Here is a 20,839-nt window from a genome sequence, read left to right as displayed (position 1 = left end):
TCGCAAAGTTGTCATTTCGACCGGAGGGAGAAATCTTCGCAAGTAGCTCCGCAACGAGTTTATTTATCAACTGAAAAGCAGGTGTGGTTTGTTGATTTTAGAATGATGATTAACGATTGTCGCCCTGAGCGAAGTCGAAGGAGGCAATTGTAGCGGGGGCTTCGACTTCGCTCAACCGGACAAAGGCTTGTCACAAAGGTTTATCACAAAGGGTTGTCGCAAAGGGTTGTCGCAAAGTTGTCATTTCGACCGGAGGGAGAAATCACATGCTGAATTCGACAAAGGTTGACAATATTCTATACAGAATTTCTGTTATGATTTGCTTCGCCAATTCGCTATCGCTCGGGTGAGCTAATCCTTTTAATCCTTATAAGCTGTGGCTATTACCTCAACACATAGAAACATAGGTACTGCACCTATAAAAAAGGCGTTTCACTTCAAATAAAACGCATATCCTGCTATGCGAAAGAAATTTATTTCTTTTTGTATCCTCTTTTCGCAATAGAAATCTATGTTTCTATGTGTTAAAAATTTCAGCGTTCCAATTGCCACTAATTTGTGTAAATTCGTGGAATTCGTGTTCAGACCGCGGGCTACAATTAACCCCTCTTGGGTATCATTATTTTAACACATAGTTACATAGGTACTGCGCCTATAAAAAAACGTTTCACTTTTCAGAGTTTGCAGTCGCAGTTTACAGTCGCATTTCGCAGTTTACATCTCACATTTCACGCAGATTTGGCAGATTGAGCAGATTATTTTAATCCTTATAAGCTGTGGCTATTATTTTAACACATAGATTTTAGAATGAAGATTAACGATTGTTAATTTTTGATCTTGCCTACCCAATAGGCTATTTACTGATAAATACGTATCCTGCTTTTTCATGAGTTTGAGCGTTACTATCCCTGTATTTTAAGACATAATAATAGGTTCCGGCCACTTCGCCGTTTCCTCCAGTGAAAACACGATCTTCATTGTTGTAGCGCTCACATTTGTATATCAGCTTGCCCCAGCGATTGTAGATTTCTACGGTATTATCCGGATAACATTCGAGCCCCTGGATATAGAAACGATTGTTCAGGGAATCTCCATTTGGAGAAAAGGCATTGGATACCTTAATCTCACAGTTGTTTGTTGGTCCTTTAATTTCTATTGTAACAGAACCTGTACTGCAATTGGCAGGGTTACTCACTTCGCACATTTGATATTCGACCGTATAACTTCCTCCGGCTGTGTTTGGCGGAACTGTAACCGTTCCGTCAGGGTTTAGTGTAAATCCTGCCGGCACTTTTGTACCGCTAAGGGTTACCTCTCCCGGTTTGGTACCAATGACTACCGGCTGACCGTTTATTTTAACATCGGATACTATCGAAGGCGTAGTTCCTCCTGTAGCGCCAATAGTAAAGGATGGCGTTTGGACAGGGGTTTCTATTTTGGAAGCTTCGATCTCTATTTTAACTGAACCTGTACTGCAATTGGCAGGATTGCTTACTTCGCACAACTGATATTCGACCGTATAACTTCCTCCAGGTGTATTTGGCGGAACGGTTACTGTTCCGTCGGGGTTTAGCGTAAATCCCGGTGGTACCTGTGTAGCGGTAAGGGTTACCTCTCCCGGTTTGGTACCAATGACTACCGGCTGACCGTTTATAGTATTGCCGGATACTATCGAAGGCGTAGTACCTCCCGTAGCCCCAATAGTAAAGGATGGCATTTGGACAGGGGTTTCTATTTTGGAGGCTTCCACCTCTATTGTAACGGTAGACGTATTACAATTGGCGGGGTTAATTACTTCACACAGCTGATATTCGACCGTATAACTTCCTCCAGGTGTATTTGGCGGAACGGTAACTGTTCCGTCGGGATTTAGCGTAAATCCTGCCGGCACTTTTGTACCTGTAAGGGTTACCTCTCCCGGTTTGGTACCGATGACTACCGGCTGACCGTTTAGGGTATTGCCGGATACTATCGAAGGCGTAGTACCTCCTGTAGCGCCAATCGTAAAGGATGGCGTTTGGACAGGGGTTTCTATTTTGGAAGCTTCAATTTCTATTGTAACTGTCGATGTACTGCAATTTGTAGGATTCAAAAGATCACAAATCGTATAATCAAAGGTATAGGTTCCTGCCGGGGTATGTGCATTTACACTTACTTTACCCGTAGCGGTGTCAAAATTTATTCCTGCGGGCAAGGTCCCTGCCAAAGCAATTTTTACCTTAGCTGCTGTTGCTGTTGTGCAATTCAGCAAGTCATTGTCTAAAACATTTACAACCATACCCCCTACAGTACTATTTACGGGAGCTCCTGAATCATTGGTCGCTTTTATCGAACCCAATACCGTAACCTGCTGTTCGCAGGTTGCCACATTACCATTATTATCAATGGCGGTCCAACTAATGGTGGTTGTACCTATAGGATAAGCGGCAGTTAAAGCCAAAGCATCTGAACGCACTGCCGTGAAAGTAAAGGCAGTTGAACAGTTATCAGTAGCCGTTGGGTTTGTGATCGTAAGGTTTGCACTGCATGTTGCGGCATCAACCGTTTGTGTAATGTTTGCCGGACAAGTGATAACCGGTTTTTCGGTATCGGTAATTTTAATGGTTTGTACGCAAGATGACGAAATATTTCCCGAAGCATCGGTAGCCGTCCAGCTAATGGTGGTTGTACCTATAGGATAAACATCGGTTAATGCCAAAGCATCCGAACGCACTCCTGTGAAAGTAAAGGCAGTTGAGCAATTATCAGTCGCAGTTGGATTTACAATAGTAACTTTTGCACCACATTTTCCTGCATCGGCAGTTTGTTCAATATTGGATGGAATGATTATGATTGGTTTTTCTTTATCGGTAATGGTAATGGTTTGTGTACAAGGTGTCGAAACATTTCCCGAAGCATCTGTCACAGTCCATGTAATTGTCGTGATCCCGGTTGGATAAGCAGCCGTTAAAGCCAAAGCATCCGAACGCACTCCTGCGAAAGTAAAGGCAGTCGAACAGTTGTCAGTAGCCGTTGGGTTTGTGATCGTAAGGTTTGCACCGCATGCTCCTGCACCAGTAGTTTGTGTAAGGTTTGCAGGACAAGTGATAACCGGTTTTTCGGTATCGGTAATGGTAATGGTCTGTGTACAGGCTGTCGAAACATTTCCCGAAGCATCTGTCGCAGTCCATCTAATTGTACTGGAGCCTATCGGATAAGCAGCGGTTAATGGCAAAGCATCCGAACGAACTCCTGTGAAAGTAAAGGCAGTCGAACAGTTGTCGGTAGCCGTTGGGTTTGTGATCGTAACGCTTGCAGTGCATTTTCCGGCGTCGGTAGTTTGTGTAATACTTACCGGACAGCTGATGATTGGTTTTTCGCCATCGGTAATGGTAATGGTCTGTGTACAAGGTGTCGAAACATTTCCTGAAGCATCTGTGGCAGTCCATGTAATAGTGGTTACGCCAGTAGGATAAGCCGCGTTTAAAGCCAAAGCATCCGAACGCACTCCTGTGAAAGTAAAGACAGTTGAGCAGTTGTCAGTCGCAGTCGGGTTTGTGATCGTAACGCTTGCACTGCATTTTCCTGTATCGGTCGTTTGTATAAGGTTTGCCGGACATTTTAGAACCGGTTTTACAGTATCGGTAATGGTAATGGTCTGTGCGCAGGCTGTCGAAACATTTCCCGAAGCATCTGTCGCAGTCCATGTAATAGTGGTTACGCCAGTAGGATAAGCAGCCGTTAATGGCAAAGCATCTGAACGCACTCCTGTAAAAGTAAAGGCAGTCGAACAGTTGTCAGTCGCGGTTGGGTTTGTGATCGTAACGCTTGCGTTGCAAGTTCCCGGATCTGTAACCTGAGTGATGTTTGCCAGACAGTTTATGATTGGTTTTTCGCTATCGATAATCGTAATGGTTTGTGTACAGGCTGCCGAAACATTTCCCGAAGCATCGGTAGCGGTCCAAAAAATGGTGGTTATGCCAGTAGGATAAGCCGCGTTTAAAGCCAAAGCATCCGAACGGACTCCTGTGAAAGTAAAAGCAGTCGAACAGTTGTCGGTAGCCGTTGGGTTTGTAATCGAAATGTTTGCGCCGCATTTTCCTGCTTCAGCAGTTTGTGTAATGTTTGCCGGACAGGTTATAACGGGACTTGTGGTATCAGCAACTTCCACAGTTGTTACGTCAGAAGTCTGATCACAAGAAGTCACACCATTTATAGCTCTTACTTTATAATTTCCATTGGCCGTTACAACCAATGTCGATGAAACCTGCCCGTTGATAATTGCATCGTCTTTATACCAAACAAATTTTGGAGAAGCAGCATTGGTAACTGCCGTTAAGGTGGTGGTTAAACAGGCTTTTGCCGCTCCGGATAACGTGATCGCAGGTCTGGGGGTTACTGTAACATTTATATCGGATAAACCGCTTTTGCACCCTGAACTACTAACCTGTTCTATTTGATATTTTGTATTACTAAATAAAGCCGGAGTGGTGTAACTTAGTCCTGTATAAAGTAAAATCCCGCTTGAATTATACCAATTAACAGTAGAGCCCGGTTTGGCAGAGGCCGTAAGTGTTACCGAATTTCCTTCGCAAGCAGCACTGCCGGCACCTGTAACTGGTGGCGTACCCAAAGTTGCAGTAAAATTTATTGCATCTAATAAATTCCCCATAGCTACATTACCCGTTGAGGTGGAAACAGCCTCGAAAATAAACCTTGTCGTACTTTGGTAAACCGGTATCTGATACGTTCCGGTATATGCTTTCCAGGCCGTATTTCCTGTTGCCGCTCTGGTTACTTCGGTATATGGCCCTCCCGGAGGACCTGCTTTTAACACCATAACATCGGTACCCTTTCTTCCTCTATGGGCAAACGAATAATTAAACGTAGTAGCTTCTCTAGTATCAAAATCCTGATACAATCCCGCTGCAACGTAAGCATTAAGTTCGACAAACTGATTTCCTTCAAAGGGTAGAAAATTCTCTGCGTTTACTCTGGCCCAAATTTCTATAGATCCATCCGGAGCTGTCGTTTTCCATCCCGGAACCTGACTTTGATTCACTATCCCGCCCCCCACTGGCAGCTCAAAACCTGGATTTACAGTATTTACCGTACATTGACTGTGTGCGATATAAGGAAGCACAAGCAGTGCTATTCTCAACAAAAAAGAATAACCTCTGTATTCTTTATAAAGTAAATTGAGAAAATCGAGTTTTTTAAAACTAGTATTTTGCATATGTTGCTATTTTTTTAATTTAAGAACCTGAATTTGGAGTAGGATCACAACTGTTTTGAAGTCACAATCCTCGCCCAGAGGAATAGATACTGTTTTGATTGAAATTATGGTGTGATTTTGAGCTAAAAATGATTCCTGTTATTTGTATTTAATAGGCATCGTAATATCCCGACATTTTGCTAAATGTTCTTTTTACATCATCTAAATGGCTCAGAAAATTCCGGGCTGTTTTGCTAATTGTAATTTTATTTAATCGGATAAAAGCGGCAATCATTAGTTGGTTTTCTTCCCTGACGGTAAGGCTTCCGACATAATTATTGGCTATCTCCGGATTTACAATAGAGCACCAGAACTGCCCGGTTGCTTTTTTCTGCATTCCCCAACTGCTTACTCTTCTGGGCAGATTGAGACCGGTTTTGCAGGATTGGTTATTTTAATCTTTTGCACACAGAATGTCGAGATATTTCCTGAAGCATCTGTGGCTGTCCATACAATTCTGGTAATGCCTTCCGGGTAAGCAGCGGTTAGTGCCAAAGCATCGGAGCGGACCCCTGTGAAAGTAAAGGCAGTCGAACAGTTGTCAGTCGCAGTTGGATTTATGATCGTAACGTTTGCACTATTTTTCCCTGCATCGACCGTCTGATTAATGTTTACCGGACAAGTTAGTATTGGTCTTTCAGCGTCGATAATGGTAATGGTTTGTGTACAGGCTGCCGAAACATTTCCAGCAACATCTGTGGCGGTCCATGAAATGGTGGTTACGCCAGTAGGATAAGCAGCCGTTAAAGGCAAAGCATCCGAACGAACTCCTATGAAAGTAAAGGCAGTCGAACAGTTGTCGGTCGCCGTTGGGTTTGTGATCGTAACATTTGCGTTGCAGGTTCCCAAATCTGTAACCTGAGTGATGTTTGCCGGACAGTTTAGGATTGGTTTTTCGCGATCGGTAATCGTAATAGTTTGTGTACAGGCTGCCGAAACATTTCCCGAAGCATCTGTGGCGGTCCATGAAATGGTGGTTACGCCAGTAGGATAAGCCGCGTTTAAAGCCAAAGCATCCGAACGAACTCCTGTAAAAGTAAAGGCAGTCGAACAGTTGTCAGTCGCCGTTGGGCTAGTGACCGTAACGCTTGCGTTGCATGTTCCCAAATCTGTAACCTGAGTGATGTTTGCCGGACAGTTTAGGATTGGTTTTTCGCTATCGGTAATCGTAATGGTCTGTACACAGGATACCGAAATATTTCCCGCGGTATCTTTAGTTGTCCATGTAATAGTTGTTATCCCGGTCGGATAAGGATCGGTTAATGCCAAAGCATCCGAACGAACGCCTGTGAAAATAAAGGCAGCTGAACAATTATCAGTAGCCGTTGGGTTTGTAATCGTAAGGTTTGCGCCGCATGTTCCGGCATCAGCCGTTTGTGTAATATTGGGCGGACAGCTGATGATTGGTTTTTCGCTATCGGTAATCGTAATGGTTTGTGTACAGGCTGTCGAAACATTGCCCGAAGCATCGGTAGCGGTCCATAAAATGGTGGTTGCCCCAACCGGGTAAGCCGCGGTTAAATCCAAAGCATCCGAACGAACTCCTTTAAAGGTAAAGGTTGTCGAACAGTTGTCAGTCGCAGTTGGGTTTGTGATCGTAACGTTGGTAGTGCATTTTCCTTTATCGGCAGACTGGTTAATGTTTGCCGGACAGCTTATCAGGGGACTAGTGGTATCCGTAACGACCACCGTTTTTGCATCCGAAGTTTGCCTACAGGAAGTACTACCATTTACAACGCTTACTTTATAACTCCCATTGGTTGATACAACAAGTGTTGCTGCTGTTTGTCCATTGATAATTGAACCGTCTTTGTACCACACATAACTTGGCACAGGAGCATTGGTAACTGCTGTTAGGGTTGTTGTTAAACAAGCTTTTAACGCTCCCGATATAGTGATAACAGGTGCGGGATTTACGGTTACATTTATATCCGACAAACCACTTTTGCACCCTGAACTACTAACCTGTTCTATTTGAAATTTTGTATTACTAAATAAAGCTGAAGTGGTGTAACTTGATCCTGTATGAATAAAACTCCCCGCCGAATCGTACCAATTAACAGTAGAGCCAGGTTTGGCAGTAGCTGTTAGTGTTACCGGATTTCCTTCACAAACAGCAGTACTGGTGCCTGTAACCGGCGGTGTACCTACAGTAGCGGTAAAATTTATTGCATCTAACAAATTACCCATAGCTGCATTACCCGTTGAGGTGGAAACAGCCTCGAAAATAAACCTTGTCGTATTTTGAGAAGCAGGTATTTGATACGTTCCGGTATATACTTTCCAGGCCGTATTTCCTGTTGTCGCTCTGGTTACTTCGGTATAAGGACCTCCCGGAGGACCTGCTTTTAGCACCATAACATCGGTACCCTTTCTTCCTCTGTGGGCAAACGAATAATTAAACGTGGTCGCTTCTCCAGTATTATAATCCTGATACAATCCCGCTGCAACGTAAGCATTAAGTTCGGCAAACTGATCTCCTTCAAACGGGGGAAAATTCTCTGCGTTTACTCTGGTCCAAATTTCTATAGATTCATCCGGAGCTGTCGTTTTCCATCCCGGAACCTGACTTTGATTCACTATCCCACCACCCAAAGGATACTCAAAACCCGGATTATTAGTGATTACCGTGCATTGACTATAGGAGATGTAAGGAAGTACAATCAGTGCTGCTTTCATAAAAAAAGCAAACACTTTAAACTGGGGGTTTTTCATGTTTTAATTTGTTATTCGTTAAGAAAATCAGGAATCCGAAAATGTTTTCATCTCCATGAATAGCAAGGCGGCTTTACATTTGTAACTGTTGGTGCAGTAAAAACGAACAGACCTGACGGGTTACCATTCGTAATTATTATCCTGTCACTTAATCTTTTAAAGCAACTCCGGCCTTATTATTCTTTGGTTATTTGGTACAGGATCTAAGACTGTAGACCCCCCGAATTTGCTGCCTCCATAGCAATTTGCGTAGAAGTATTTTTTTTTCATATCCTTCCTTTTTTTCGCAAATATCCGACAAGATGTACGTTTTTTACGTCAAAATAAACCCCCTTCCAAAAGGACGTAATAAGTGCATCTGTACAAGTAATAAGCGGTAGAATAAGCAGTTATAGAATTATTCTGTTTGGAGTATTAAACAAAAATGCATCCCTTCAAAAACGGTGCTATTTCTTGCAATTTCCCCCATTTTTCGGCTGTTTGTTACAGTATTGGAGGTGAAATTTCGTCAAAATCAAATAATATTTTATTTATGCTGCGAAAACTGAACTTCTCTTAATAATACATCCGCCCCATTCGGATATTGGTAAAAATCTATATTTTTGTTAGAAATAGAAGATTTTACCTACTTCAACTCAAATTATTATGGAACAAGCCATTCAATCAGAAATTTACAAGATTCAAAAGCCGGAACACTGGGCCACTGTTGTTACCGATAATCAACTTATTGACTACATAAAAGAATCGGACTTCTCTCAAAAGCAAGCCGACGAGGGACGTGATTATTGTTATTTTTTAGATAAAATTTATTACACCAACGATAACGAAAACAGTGAATATGCCTGCCTGGCCTATACGCTGAATGAGCCTTCTAATTTAGAAAGAGCCTCGGTTGTGGATGTAGTACTCGAAGAAAATGAAACCTATGTGATACACCGAATCAGTGTGTTGCGGGATGGTGTTTTGGTAGACAAAATTGCCGATACTAAAGTTAAAATACTCGACAGCGAAAACCAAAGCGGCGGAGGTGTTTTAAGCAGTAATAAAAAGATCAATATTACCATAAAAGACCTTCGTCTGTATGATATTCTGATCATGGAAGATTCGAGAATTAAAATATTTACCGATCGTGATTTTCTGCGCAAAGAGTTCTCCAAATATGTATGGGTAGGCCCTGACAGTTACTGGGCTTACGGAAAGTACAAGTTCACTTTTAAAAATGATCGCGAGAAAACGATTGCCTACAAAAAAACGTTTTTTAGAGATGAAGACGGAAATGTACTGGCTCCGGAGGTCAACTATTTGAAAAAAGGGGAAGCCTATGTTCGCGAAGAAGAAAACTACATCAATTTTGTAGATTCGAACCGCGAGGTTTCTTCTTATATCGATTTTGCTACCGCAGCCGACTGGAATGAGTTGTCTAATTACATCTCTCCTATTTATGAGACGATTTTCGACCAATCTTCTCTGGTGGATTTTGCTCCGGATTTGGTGGAAAAACTGGACAAGATTGATTCTAAAGACGATCAACTGCAATTTGCCATAGAATATGTTCAAAACCACATCAATTATATTTACAATGCCGACGAGATGAACGGCCACAAACCGCAGGAACCTGCCGTAACCTTTGCCAACAAACAAGGTGACTGCAAGGCAAAATCGGTTTTGCTAAAAGTAATTTTAGATTATATCGGAATTGATTCTTCGATTATTCTGGTCAATTTTGGTACTGACTTTTATATCAAGTACTACTTACCATCGCTACTGACTTTTAATCACGTTATTGTTAAAATCAATTACAAGGACGAAAGTTATTTTGTGGATGCGACCCTACGCGATGAATTTGGATTGATCGAAAACCGCGGCTTTATTTTCTTCCTGCATTATCTGGAAGTAAAACCAAATTTGGAATTACAGCACAAACCACCTCATCGTTTTTCGTATTATGCCGTAGACGAAAAATCGGAATTTGTGGCACAGCAAAATGTGGGCAAGCTAAAGGTAACAACGGTGTACAAAGGAAATCGTGCCAACAGCATGCGCCGATATTTTAAAAACACCAATAAAAGAGAGATTATTGACAGCTGGAATAATTTCTTCTTTTATACCTTAAATTATACGAACGACCGAAACGGAACGGATCTGAGAAAGATTTTTAAAGATGCCGCAATTGAAATTGTCAGCGATGATAAAAAAAGTAACGAGTTTACAGTGGAGTATCAGACTACTATTGACAATCCTTATTTTTCAGACGGTCAAAAAAATCGTTTCTTAATGTATTTTGATGCTAATATCGTTAAAAACAGGGTAAGGGATTTTATACACCAAGACATTTCTTTCTGGCACAATTTTGACAATGAAAGATATGAAATCACTCTGGTAACCGATCAGAAAATCGATGTTACGGAGAAGTTCACCATACAGGAAAGCACGATCAACAATCCGTATTTTGATTATGTGAGCCGTAAAAAAATCAACAAAAACGGAGGAACTGTTACGATCGATTTTAAACCTTTAATTAATTTAGAAATTCCCGAAAACGACTTTGAAGCTTTCAGGGAGGCACATAACGAAATCGCAGACAGCAATTATGGAATTGGGGTTGATATTATAGAAGAAGGTTTGCTGAACAAGCTGAAATTCAATTTCAAAAAATTAGTGAAATAATTATAAAAAAAAGAGCTATTATTTAAACACCAATTACACGAATTGTCACTAATTTAATTCTTTAACCTAGTGGTGTTTGAATACAAGTGCTGTTGATTGGAACGCTAAATTTTTAACACATAGAAACATAGATTTTGGATTGCTAAAGGAGGATACAAAAAGAAATAAATTTCTTTCGCATAGCTGGATATGTGCTTTATTTGAAGTGAAACGTCTTGCCCTGCATTTTTAACTATGTATCTATGTGTTTAAATAAGAATACAAAAAAGGGGCTGCAATTGGCCCCTTTTTTATATATGTAATCTATCTTTTTGTGTTTAAAATCTAAAGCAATTCAAAATTTGCTTTTAGTTTAAGATCAGCTGATGAGGTGCCAATCAGTACTTCAAAATCTCCGGGTTCTGCGGTCCATTCTAATTTGCTAGTGTAGAAAGACAGTTTCTCTTTGTCGATTGTAAATTCGATTGTTTTGGATTCTCCGGCATTTAGTTTTACTTTTTGGAAATCTCTCAATTCCAAAACCGGACGAACTACAGATCCAAATTTATCTTTTAAGTACAATTGTACGACTTCTTCTCCGGCTACTTTTCCAACATTGGACAATTGAAAAGAAACTTTGATGGTTTCGTTGCCGGTCATTTTAGTCGAAGACAATTTCAGATCGGTATAATTGAATTTTGTATAACTCAACCCATATCCAAAAGGAAATTTAGGAGAGTTTTTCAGATCGATATAAGCTGATACATAGTTTTTGGCATCTTCGTCTTTAGCGGGTCTTCCGGTACTGAAATGATTGTAGTAAATCGGAATCTGCCCTACTTCTCTCGGAAAAGTCATAGGCAATTTTCCGGACGGATTGTAGTCTCCAAATAACACATTTACGATGGCGTTTCCGGCTTCGGTTCCCAACCACCAGGTGTACACAATGGCCGGAACATTATCGGCTGTCCAGTTGAAAATAAGAGGACGCCCTGCATTTACCAAAACAACTACCGGTTTTCCGGTTGCCTGAATGGCTTTTACTAAGTCTTCCTGTACCCCCGGCAAATGAAGATCGCTTCGGCTTTTGGCCTCACCGCTCATATCACGTCGTTCTCCGATACTCAAAATAACAACATCGGCTTGTTTAGCTGTTGCCACTGCTTCGGCAAAACCGTCTTTGTTGTCTCCGTCTACTTCACATCCTTTGGCATAGAGCAATTTGGTGTTTTTGCCTACTTTCTTTTGCAAACCGTCCCATTGCGAAACCACCCATTTGTCATAATCCACTTCCGGTAATTCAACCGACCAAAATCCCATATTGGCTTTGTATTCTTTAACCATCGGACCTATGAAGGCAATTGTTTTTACGTTTTTTGAAAGGGGTAATGTTTCGTTATCGTTCTTTAATAACACGATACTTTTTTGAGCTACTTCCAGCGCTGCTTTTCTGTTTTCAGGATTGCTTAAAGCTTTGTCTGCTCTTTTGGAATCGGAATAGCGGTACGGATCCTCAAATAAACCCAATTCGAATTTCTTGCGTAAAATACGTTTTACGGCGTCATCAATCAAATCGACAGACACTTTACCTTCTTTAACCAATTCTGCCAAATGATAGCGGTAGGCATTACTTTCCATATCCATATCGCTTCCTGCTGTAATGGCGGCAAGTGCGGCAGCTTTCAGATCTTTGGAGTAACCGTGTGCGACCATTTCGCCTATCGATCCCCAGTCGGATACTACGAATCCCTGAAAGTTCCATTTTCCTTTTAAGAGGTCACGCTGTAAATGTACATTTGCTGTGGCCGGAATTCCGTTTAAGTCATTAAAGGAGTTCATAAAAGTGGCTGCCCCGGCATCAAGAGCGGCTTTGAAAGGAGGCAAATAGGTTTCCAGAAGCATTCGTTCGCTCATGTCTACCGAGTTGTAATCTCTTCCGCCCACCGCTGCACCATAGGCTGCAAAGTGTTTTACGCAAGCCATAACCGAGTTCAGATCTCCCAGTTTATTGCCCTGAAAACCTTTTACTCTGGCATAGGCTATTTTAGATCCCAGATAGGTATCTTCTCCGGCGCCTTCCATTACGCGTCCCCAACGCGGGTCACGGGCAATGTCGACCATTGGTGCAAAGGTCCAGTGAATCCCGCTTGCTGAAGCTTCTGTCGCTGCCACTCTGGCCGCCAGTTCGATTGCTGGTAAATCCCAGCTGGCCGCTTCGGCTAACGGAATTGGAAAGGTAGTTTTGTAACCGTGAATGACGTCCTGACCAAATAACAATGGAATTTTTAAACGAGACTGCATCGCCAATTCCTGATACTGTCTGGTATAGGTTGTTCCCACCACGTTTAACATCGAACCGATAAGTCCGGCCTTTATTTCGGCCTGTTTATTTGCGTTTATGGTAATGGGCCCCGTTGCTGCGTTGTCGCCTGTGTATTGATTGAGCTGACCAATTTTTTCCTCAAGGGTCATTTTTTTCAATAGCGCATTTACCTTTTGATCTACTGTTTCTTGTTGGGCTGCCGCAACAAACGACAGCAGCAGTAAAGTGAATGTGGTTATTTTTTTCATACTAAATTTAGATTTACCATACGTAAGTTGCTACCGAACCCGCGTCCAAGGATGTTGTAACTTGTTTTTGATTCTCTTTTATATTGAAGGTCTCTGTGTTTGCACCATCGTTTTCAACAATTAAAACGGTTTTTCCGTCTGGTGTTTTAAAGGCAACATTATACAAATTTCCGCTAAGGTTGCTGGCAATCCTCACAGAACCTTCGGGAACAAATTTGGAAGCATGCCCAATAATATAATAGCCTACTTCTCTTTTAATGTTCTGGTTTTTATCGATCATCAAAGCTCCTTTGCAGGTCGAACATCCGCCCGGAGTAAAGGGTTCATATTTTTCGTTATTGGCCAGTCCCCACGAAAGTGCATTGACGCTCCAATTGCGCATAGAACCAATGACCACATTTTTCACACTCCATTTTAAATCAGACTCAAAGCTGCTGCCCGATCCGGTATATTGTTCTGTAAAATACAACTCTTTTTTCGGATAGGCGTTATGAACGGTAGTTAAAGCGCTAATGTCTCCTTCATACAAATGAAAGGCTGAACCTGCCACAAAAGGCAATGCTTTTGGATCATTCAGAATGGTTAAAGGATATTCGGGTTTGTTGCAATTGTGGTCGTAAACCACAATTTTGGTTTTGATTTTAGCTTTTGCAAAAGCAGGGCCTAAATTGGTTTTAATAAATTCTGCCTGCTGCAATGCCGTCATGTACATACTTGGATTGTTTCCCGGATGCAGGGGCTCGTTTTGTGGTGTTATCGCATCAATAACGATTCCGTGCGCTTGCATTGCCTGTATGTATTTTACAAAATAATCGGCATAAACCTGATAGTATTTGGGCTGTAAACTTCCGCCTTTCGAACTTCCGTTGTCTTTCATCCAAACAGGCGGCGACCATGGCGAACCCATAATTTTGAGCTTTGGGTTTATGGCCAAAATCTCTTTTAAAAGCGGCACCACGTCTTTTAAATCAGGTCCAAGATCAAAGTGCTCTAATTTTAAATCGGTTTGCCCTTCGGGCAGATCATCATACGAAAAAACTCTTTCATTCAAATCAGAAGCGCCAATACTAATTCGCAGATAACTCAATCCAATAGCATCCTTTTTTCGGGAAAACAATTCCTGAAGTAGTGCTTCTTTTTTGGCTTTATCGAGTTTTAGAATGTTTTGGGCACTTCCCCCCGTTAACGAAAATCCAAAACCTTCGATCGTCTGAAACTTTTGGGAAGCGTCTACCAAAATGGTCGGATTCGAATTGGTTTCAGCCTTAAAAACCAAGTCACTTTGCTTTTGAAGTTTTGAAACTTCATTAGTAGTGGTGATCCAGGCTTCGGCTTTTCCGGACCGGGCAGCGGAGTTGTTTGAAGTTCCACATTTTATCTGAACTGCGATGAGCGGCAGCAAGAGTAAAATCTGAAGTTTTTTGTTGATGTTTTTCATTTTAATCTATTTCTATTAAGACAGGCAAGTGATCCGACGGATATTTTAAATCCCTGGAGTCACTTAAGACTGCGTGTTTTTGAATTTTTAATCCGCTGTTTTTAGAGATAAAAATATAATCCAGCAATAAGGTTACAGCTTCATTGTGCTTGAAATTATTAAAGGTACCGGAAGGGCCAAAAGGTTTTTCTTTCGAAACCTCTTGTGTATCCTCCATCACTTTTTTGATCTCTTTAATTTGTTTGGTATCCGGTTCTGAGTTAAAATCTCCCATTAAAAACACCGGATGATTTTTAGTATTTATTTCTTTTATTTTAGACAGTACCAGCTCTACTCCTTTTACACGGGCCACCTCGCCCATATGATCAAGGTGCAGGTTGAAAACCCAAAACTCTTTTTTCGTTTTTAAATCTTTAAACAATCCATAGGTACAAACCCTGTTACAGGCAGCATCCCAGCCTCTTGAAACCACAGTTGGTGTTTCCGACAACCAGAAGGTGTTGCTGTGCTGTACCTGAAAACGATCTTTTTTATAGTAAATCGTGCAGGCTTCTCCTGTGCCTTTCTCCTCTCTTCCTATTCCAAATTGGTTGTAATCCTTAAAAGCGGAAGTTATATCGGCCACCTGATTGGGCAGCGCTTCCTGAATTCCAAAAATATCCGGACTGTAAAATCTGATTTGAGAATTAAAATAATCTTTCCGGTTAGGCCAGGCGTTTTCTCCATCAGAAGCAACATCCAAACGAATATTATAGGTCATCAATTTTACATTCTGGCCATAAAATGAGCCATTAACTAAAAGCAGAAGCAGTACGAGAGTAATTGTGTTTGTCTTTTTCATCTTAAAAAAATTTGATCCGTAAAGCTAGCATTTCATTGGTCTCAAAGAAAAATATAAACTTCAAAATAATGTTAATTTAACCCGTTGGATGCATTTAAACACATAGAAAGTTTGCAGTCGCTCTTTCAGTCGCAGTTTGCAGTCGCAGTTTTCAGTCGCAGGTTACAGTCACAGGTTACAGTCACAGTTTGCATCTAACATCTCACATTTTACATCCCACGCATATATTTTTTAAATCCTTTTAATCTGTGGCGGTTGTTTAAACACACCTACTCTCTTATTAATACCTCTTTAAGCCTTTATTTTTTCTGTTCTGAAAAATCTAAGTAATTCAGGTTGAAACCTCCTTTTTCGAAAACGACTTTAATTTTTTGTGTTCCGGCGTTTAGTGTCACTCCCGATAAAACAACCGTTTTCCATTTGTCCTTTCCTCCCGTGGCCGGCAACGTAAGCACTTCAGATTTCTTTCCATCTTGTGTTTCGAGATATAGTTTCCCCTCTGCATTTTCGCCCGAATAACGAATCGCTACTTTGTATGTTTTTGGTTTCGCTACCTGCGCAGTAAACTGCAACCACTCCCCGTCTTCGATAAAGGAAACCTGATATCCGTTTGAACCGGCATCTTTGCAGGGCAGAATGTCTACACCATCATTTCGCATGGTATTTCCTTTGTTCCACTCTTCAAATTTTCCGGTTTCAACTCTGTAGTTTATAAAATCTGTATCGGAATAAGCATATCCATTGGTTCCTAAATCGTATTGCGTTGCTGCAATTTTCCCCGGAATTACGTGTTTTTTATAGGGTTTGGTGTCGTTGGTTTGTACCTGTCTGAACATGGCGTCAATCACATCCGGTTTTACGGTTACCCTTTCCATTTTATAATTATCGGCCATTTTCATTAAAGTCTTTTTCGCAAAATCGGCAGTTGGTTTCGAACCGCCTTCTTTCCAGTACTTTAATAATACATCGTATTCCGGAATCTTGGTTACAGAAGTAACTCCTGCTATGTTTTCGATTTTTTTCATAGGCCAGAACGCCCATCCGATGTTGTTGCTTTCTACCAATGTCAATACATCCTTGAACCAGACATTCGAGTTTTCACCGCTTTCTCCAAGCCAGATCGGCACATTGTATTGCGTTCGGTAATCGAACATTTTCTGAATCGACGCTTTGGTATTATAGTTCCAGTATTTATGAAAACTCAAAGCCATATTCTCATCCCACAAAGGAAAAATTCCGTTGTAATTATTCCCCCAACAATTTCCTTCAATAAAAATTAAATGGTTGGTATCAACTTCCCGAATGGCTTTTGTAACCCGAACCATCAAATCTCTTAAAGGGCCGTTGGAGTTTTCGTCGCAACCATTTTTGTTTGTTCCGGTAAAATTCCAGTTGGGTTCATTGATAATGTCGTAAGCCCCTATCCACGGGTTGTCTCTGTAGCGTGACGCCAGTTTTTTCCAGAGGGCAATCATTTTTTTCTGATTGGCTTCACTCTCCCATAAGGAAGGTTTGGTAGTGTCATAATCTGAAATTGCAGCATCATTCCCCTGTCCTCCGGGAGCAGCGTGCAGGTCGAGAATAAGGTATATTTTATTTTCGGCACACCACTTTAATAAATTGTCGGTCATGGTAAATCCCTCTTCGATCCAGGTAATTTCTCCATTTTTTTCTTCCTGAATGGATGGGGTATACAAATTATAGTGCATCGGCAAACGAATCGAATTGAAGCCCCAGGCTGCTAAAGAATCGATATCGCGTTTTGTGATTCCATTGGCTTTATAGGCTGCATAAAACTCTTTTGTGCCCTGTTCTCCAATAACCTCCTGAATTTTTTGTTTGATGACATATTGAGGACTTGCGAAAGGCTGCGTTTGTAACATATAACCTTCCTGCACCATCCAGCCGCCTAAACCTAATCCTCTTAAGACGATGTTTTTTCCATTTCCGTCCACAATTTTCTGCCCGTCTCTGTGCAAAAATCCCTGTCCAAAAACTGTAGCCGAAAGCAGCAACTGTACTGCTATAATTATTTTTTTCATCTGAAAACTATTTATTTTTTTCATCAATTATTCGATTATTTCCATGTGTAAGTCCCTACCGCTCCTGCGTCTAAGGATGTTGTAATCCACTTACCGTCAAACTTAATATTGAAATTTACGCTGCCCGAACCGTCATTTTCCACAAGGAGAACCTTTGAACCTGAGGGCGTAAGGAAAGCTACATTTTGAAGACTCCCGTTTATATTACTGCCAATTCTGACCGAACCTGCCGGAACAAATTTAGACGCATGCGCAATAATGTAATAAGCTACATTACGCTGAAAACTTTCGCCCGAATTAATGGTTAGTGCGCCTTTGCAAGTAGTACAACCGCCTGCCGTATGCGGTTCAAAAGCCGCATTGTTGGCTAAATTCCATTCCAATGCATTTTTACTCCAGTTGCGCATCGAACCGATGATTACATTTTTAAGATGCCATTTTAAATCTCCTCCAAAATCACCTGTTGAAGCGGTAAATTGTTCTGTGAAATAAATATTCCTGGCCGGATAAGCGGTATACACTTCCGAAAGTGCCGAAATGTCGCCGGCATATAAGTGAAAAGCCGAACCGTCGACAAAAGCATATGCAGCAGCATCAGCCAATATGGTTTTTGGGTAATTGGGATTGTCACAATTGTGATCGTATGCAATAATTTTAGTCGTAATATTGGCTGTTTTAAAGGCAGGTCCTAAATGATTTTTAATGAAATCCGTTTGTTCTAAAGCCGACATTTCCATACTTGGATTATTGCCGCCATGCAAGGGTTCGTTCTGAGGCGTTATCGCATCAATGGTGATTCCTTCGGCTTTCATTTGCTGAATGTATTTTACAAAATACTTCGCATAGACTCCGTAATATTTGGTTTGCAACTTCCCTCCAACAAAGCTGTTTTTGTCTTTCATCCAAAGTGGCGCAGACCAGGGCGTTGCCAAAATTAAAATCTGGGATTGATTGTCAGAATCTGCTTCAAAAGCGCAAGGACTCCGTTTCGGTCTTTGTCTAAGCTGAACTTTGCCAAATCTAAATCAGTGTCTCCAACAGCAATATCATCATAGGTAAAGGGTTCCGAATTTAAATCGGAGGCTCCTATACTGATTCTGATGTAACTCACTCCGATTGCTGTTTCTGAGGTACCAAACAGTTCCTGTAAAAGTGCTGCTTTTTTTGTCGCATTCAATTGATTGATGACGCTCGCACTTCCACCGGTCAGGGTATAGCCAAAACCATCAATGGTCTGGTATTTTTGGGCAGCATTTACTTCAATGTTTGGATAACTATTAGGGATCGTATTAAATCCTAAGTTTCCGGTTTGCTTTGCCAGTAAAACACTCTGATCTCCTTTTGTCAGCCAAAAATCGACATCATTCGCCACTGTAACTGGCGGTACGACCGGAGGAACAACGGCATCATTGGATGACGAACAACTCAATTCTAAAACGAATACAAGCGCAATTAAAATTTTATTTCGGTTTTTCATTGTTACTGTCAAAAGGGATTTGATTTAAGTTTGAAATCAATTGAGGGTTAATCCGGAAGACCCGATTTACCCCTCAATTGTAAAAGCACACTAGTAAACCAGTGTTTGTATCGCATGTGCCGGAATTTTTACTGCAGCCTGTTCAGCACCTATGATTAAATTGTAGGTCACTTCTTTGTCTGTCTGATTCATGACCACTGTTGCCATTGTGCCATCTGTATTTAAAAATGACGTACTTAACAAAGCGCTTCTGCTTACGGCAGAACTTACTCTTACGGCATTTAAGTGAATGAATTTTGAAAAATGCCCGATGTAATAATAAGATGGGGTGTAAATTAATTCTCCGGTTGTAGTATCGGCATGAATAGGTGAAAAACAAAAATTCCCCACATGGTTAGGCCCTCCATTTTGATCTAAAAGAATGTTCCAGTCGGTCCATCCGGCCGTTCCATTGTTAAAATCATTAATCATCGAAATGCCATATCGTTCGCCATTGCCCCAAAATTGATATTTTTTAGCATCAAATTTTTCGACACAGCCTTCTGTAAACAACAATCCTTTGTCAGGATAGGCTTCATTTACTTTTGCTACGTTGTCAAACATGGATGCTCCTCCAGACCAGTTTTCGTACCAGTGAAACCCCATTCCCCATACATATTTTGATGCTTCGGGATCGGTATAAATCACATTTGCTCTGTAATTCATTAAATCGCGATTGTGGTCCCAGGCAATAATTTTAACCTTACTTAATTGCTCCTTTTTTAAAGTTGGTCCAAGGAAATTTTTAATAAAGTCTCTTTCTTCCTCAGCGGTATAAATACACGATTCCCATTTCTGAACCGCCATCGGCTCATTTTGAGTAGAAGTTCCCCAAATTGGGATTCCTTCTTTTTCATAGGCTTTTATAAATTTGACATAAAAGTTGGCCCAGCTCTGATAGTATTCCGGCAGTAAGGTTCCGCCTTTTAAAACGTCTTTATTGCTTTTCATAAAAGCATTTGGCGACCAGGGAGCTGCATAAGTGGTGAGTTTTCCTCCGGCCGTTTTTATAGCCTGTTTTATTAAAGGAATGCGATATTGCTTGTCGTGATCAATCGAAAACGTTTTTAAATCTTTATCTCCTTCTTTGATATAAGAATAGCTTCCACTGCTAAAATCAGAACTTTGGATTGTGGTTCTTAGCAATGAATAGCCTATCCCTTTTTGTTTGTCGTAGTAGGCATTTAAAAATTCGGTTTGTTTTTCTTTTGGCAGTTTAGCAAAAACTTCGGCACTTGCATCGGTAATGGCTCCTCCGATTCCCATGAAAGTCTGAAATTTTTTAGACGGTTCTACAAAAACAGAAGCCTCAATTTCAAGGGGCTGTTTGGCCGATGAAAAAGTCAGATTAGCGGTTGAAGCCAATCTTAAATTTGAATTTTCGGCAGTGGTATAAACTGTTATCTTTTTTCCGTTGGTTGTAAATTCTTTTTTTGTTTTAGACTGCTGTGCGAAAGCCGACAACGAAAACAAAAAACATAGTATTTTAAAACTTTTTTCTCATTCTTACAGTATTATTTTTAATTCTAAAATTGATTTTTTACTGAGCTCTTTTCAATAAAAATGGTTCGAGACTGCTCAAGAGATTTAAAAAATAGCCCATACTCATACTGATTATGGGCTATTGCCAACCAAACTTAAACTTAACTCAAAACTTCCTTTTCAGCGTCCTTCAACGCTTGTTATCGTAGTGTTGCAATCAGCGAAGAAATTGCTGTTGCTTTAGTATCGCAACTATCCGGTATTTCTAATGCTAAAACGACATTAGGAATACTTTATAGCTGGATTTTTTTGTGTTTTTGAACTTGTTAACCCT

11 protein-coding genes are annotated in these 20,839 nt (G+C 40.9%); 1 reads left to right on the top strand and 10 read right to left on the bottom strand.

Features of this window, described 5'->3' with window-relative positions; genetic code table 11:
• Positions 1 to 853 precede the first annotated feature (853 nt).
• The 3 genes from OLM61_RS10365 to OLM61_RS10355 all read right to left on the bottom strand — a co-directional run bounded on the left by OLM61_RS10365 (position 854) and on the right by OLM61_RS10355 (position 7,969).
• On the bottom strand, positions 854 to 5,215 hold the full coding sequence (locus tag OLM61_RS10365; protein WP_264526257.1) for an HYR domain-containing protein: 4,362 nt from the start codon (positions 5,213 to 5,215) through the stop codon (positions 854 to 856).
• Positions 5,216 to 5,363: 148 nt separating this feature from the next.
• Positions 5,364 to 5,591: a hypothetical protein gene (locus OLM61_RS10360; RefSeq protein WP_264526256.1), complete on the bottom strand. Its 228-nt coding sequence runs from the start codon at positions 5,589 to 5,591 to the stop codon at positions 5,364 to 5,366.
• An 11-nt stretch (positions 5,592 to 5,602) separates the two neighbouring features.
• Positions 5,603 to 7,969: an HYR domain-containing protein gene (locus tag OLM61_RS10355; protein ID WP_264526255.1), complete on the bottom strand. Its 2,367-nt coding sequence runs from the start codon at positions 7,967 to 7,969 to the stop codon at positions 5,603 to 5,605.
• A gap of 645 nt (positions 7,970 to 8,614) precedes the next feature.
• On the opposite strand from OLM61_RS10355, the gene OLM61_RS10350 reads away from it, so the two are divergent.
• Entirely contained in the window at positions 8,615 to 10,636 is a 2,022-nt protein-coding gene (locus tag OLM61_RS10350) for a hypothetical protein (protein ID WP_264526254.1), read from the top strand.
• Positions 10,637 to 10,960: 324 nt separating this feature from the next.
• On the opposite strand, the gene OLM61_RS10345 is transcribed toward OLM61_RS10350, so the two are convergent.
• The 7 genes from OLM61_RS10345 to OLM61_RS10315 all read right to left on the bottom strand — a co-directional run bounded on the left by OLM61_RS10345 (position 10,961) and on the right by OLM61_RS10315 (position 20,496).
• Positions 10,961 to 13,186, bottom strand: a complete 2,226-nt coding sequence (locus OLM61_RS10345) for a glycoside hydrolase family 3 N-terminal domain-containing protein (RefSeq protein WP_264526253.1) — start codon at positions 13,184 to 13,186, stop codon at positions 10,961 to 10,963.
• 13 nt (positions 13,187 to 13,199) lie between these two features.
• Entirely contained in the window at positions 13,200 to 14,624 is a 1,425-nt protein-coding gene (locus tag OLM61_RS10340) for a glycoside hydrolase family 30 protein (protein ID WP_264526252.1), read from the bottom strand.
• Between the two features lies 1 nt (position 14,625).
• Entirely contained in the window at positions 14,626 to 15,465 is an 840-nt protein-coding gene (locus OLM61_RS10335; RefSeq protein ID WP_264526251.1) for an endonuclease/exonuclease/phosphatase family protein, read from the bottom strand.
• Positions 15,466 to 15,764: 299 nt separating this feature from the next.
• Positions 15,765 to 17,507 carry a cellulase family glycosylhydrolase gene (locus OLM61_RS10330; RefSeq protein ID WP_264526250.1) on the bottom strand — a complete coding sequence of 581 codons (1,743 nt, stop codon included), beginning with the start codon at positions 17,505 to 17,507 and terminating at the stop codon, positions 15,765 to 15,767.
• 35 nt (positions 17,508 to 17,542) lie between these two features.
• Complete coding sequence (locus OLM61_RS10325) at positions 17,543 to 18,439, bottom strand: glycoside hydrolase family 30 protein (protein WP_264526249.1); 897 nt, start codon at positions 18,437 to 18,439, stop codon at positions 17,543 to 17,545.
• A 2-nt stretch (positions 18,440 to 18,441) separates the two neighbouring features.
• Positions 18,442 to 18,996: a hypothetical protein gene (locus OLM61_RS10320; protein WP_264526248.1), complete on the bottom strand. Its 555-nt coding sequence runs from the start codon at positions 18,994 to 18,996 to the stop codon at positions 18,442 to 18,444.
• A 78-nt stretch (positions 18,997 to 19,074) separates the two neighbouring features.
• Complete coding sequence (locus tag OLM61_RS10315; protein ID WP_413614376.1) at positions 19,075 to 20,496, bottom strand: glycoside hydrolase family 30 protein; 1,422 nt, start codon at positions 20,494 to 20,496, stop codon at positions 19,075 to 19,077.
• Between the last annotated feature and the right edge of the window lie 343 nt (positions 20,497 to 20,839).

Source organism: Flavobacterium sp. N502536, from assembly GCF_025947345.1.
Lineage (GTDB): Bacteria > Bacteroidota > Bacteroidia > Flavobacteriales > Flavobacteriaceae > Flavobacterium.
This window is presented reverse-complemented; position numbering and strand designations above follow the sequence as displayed.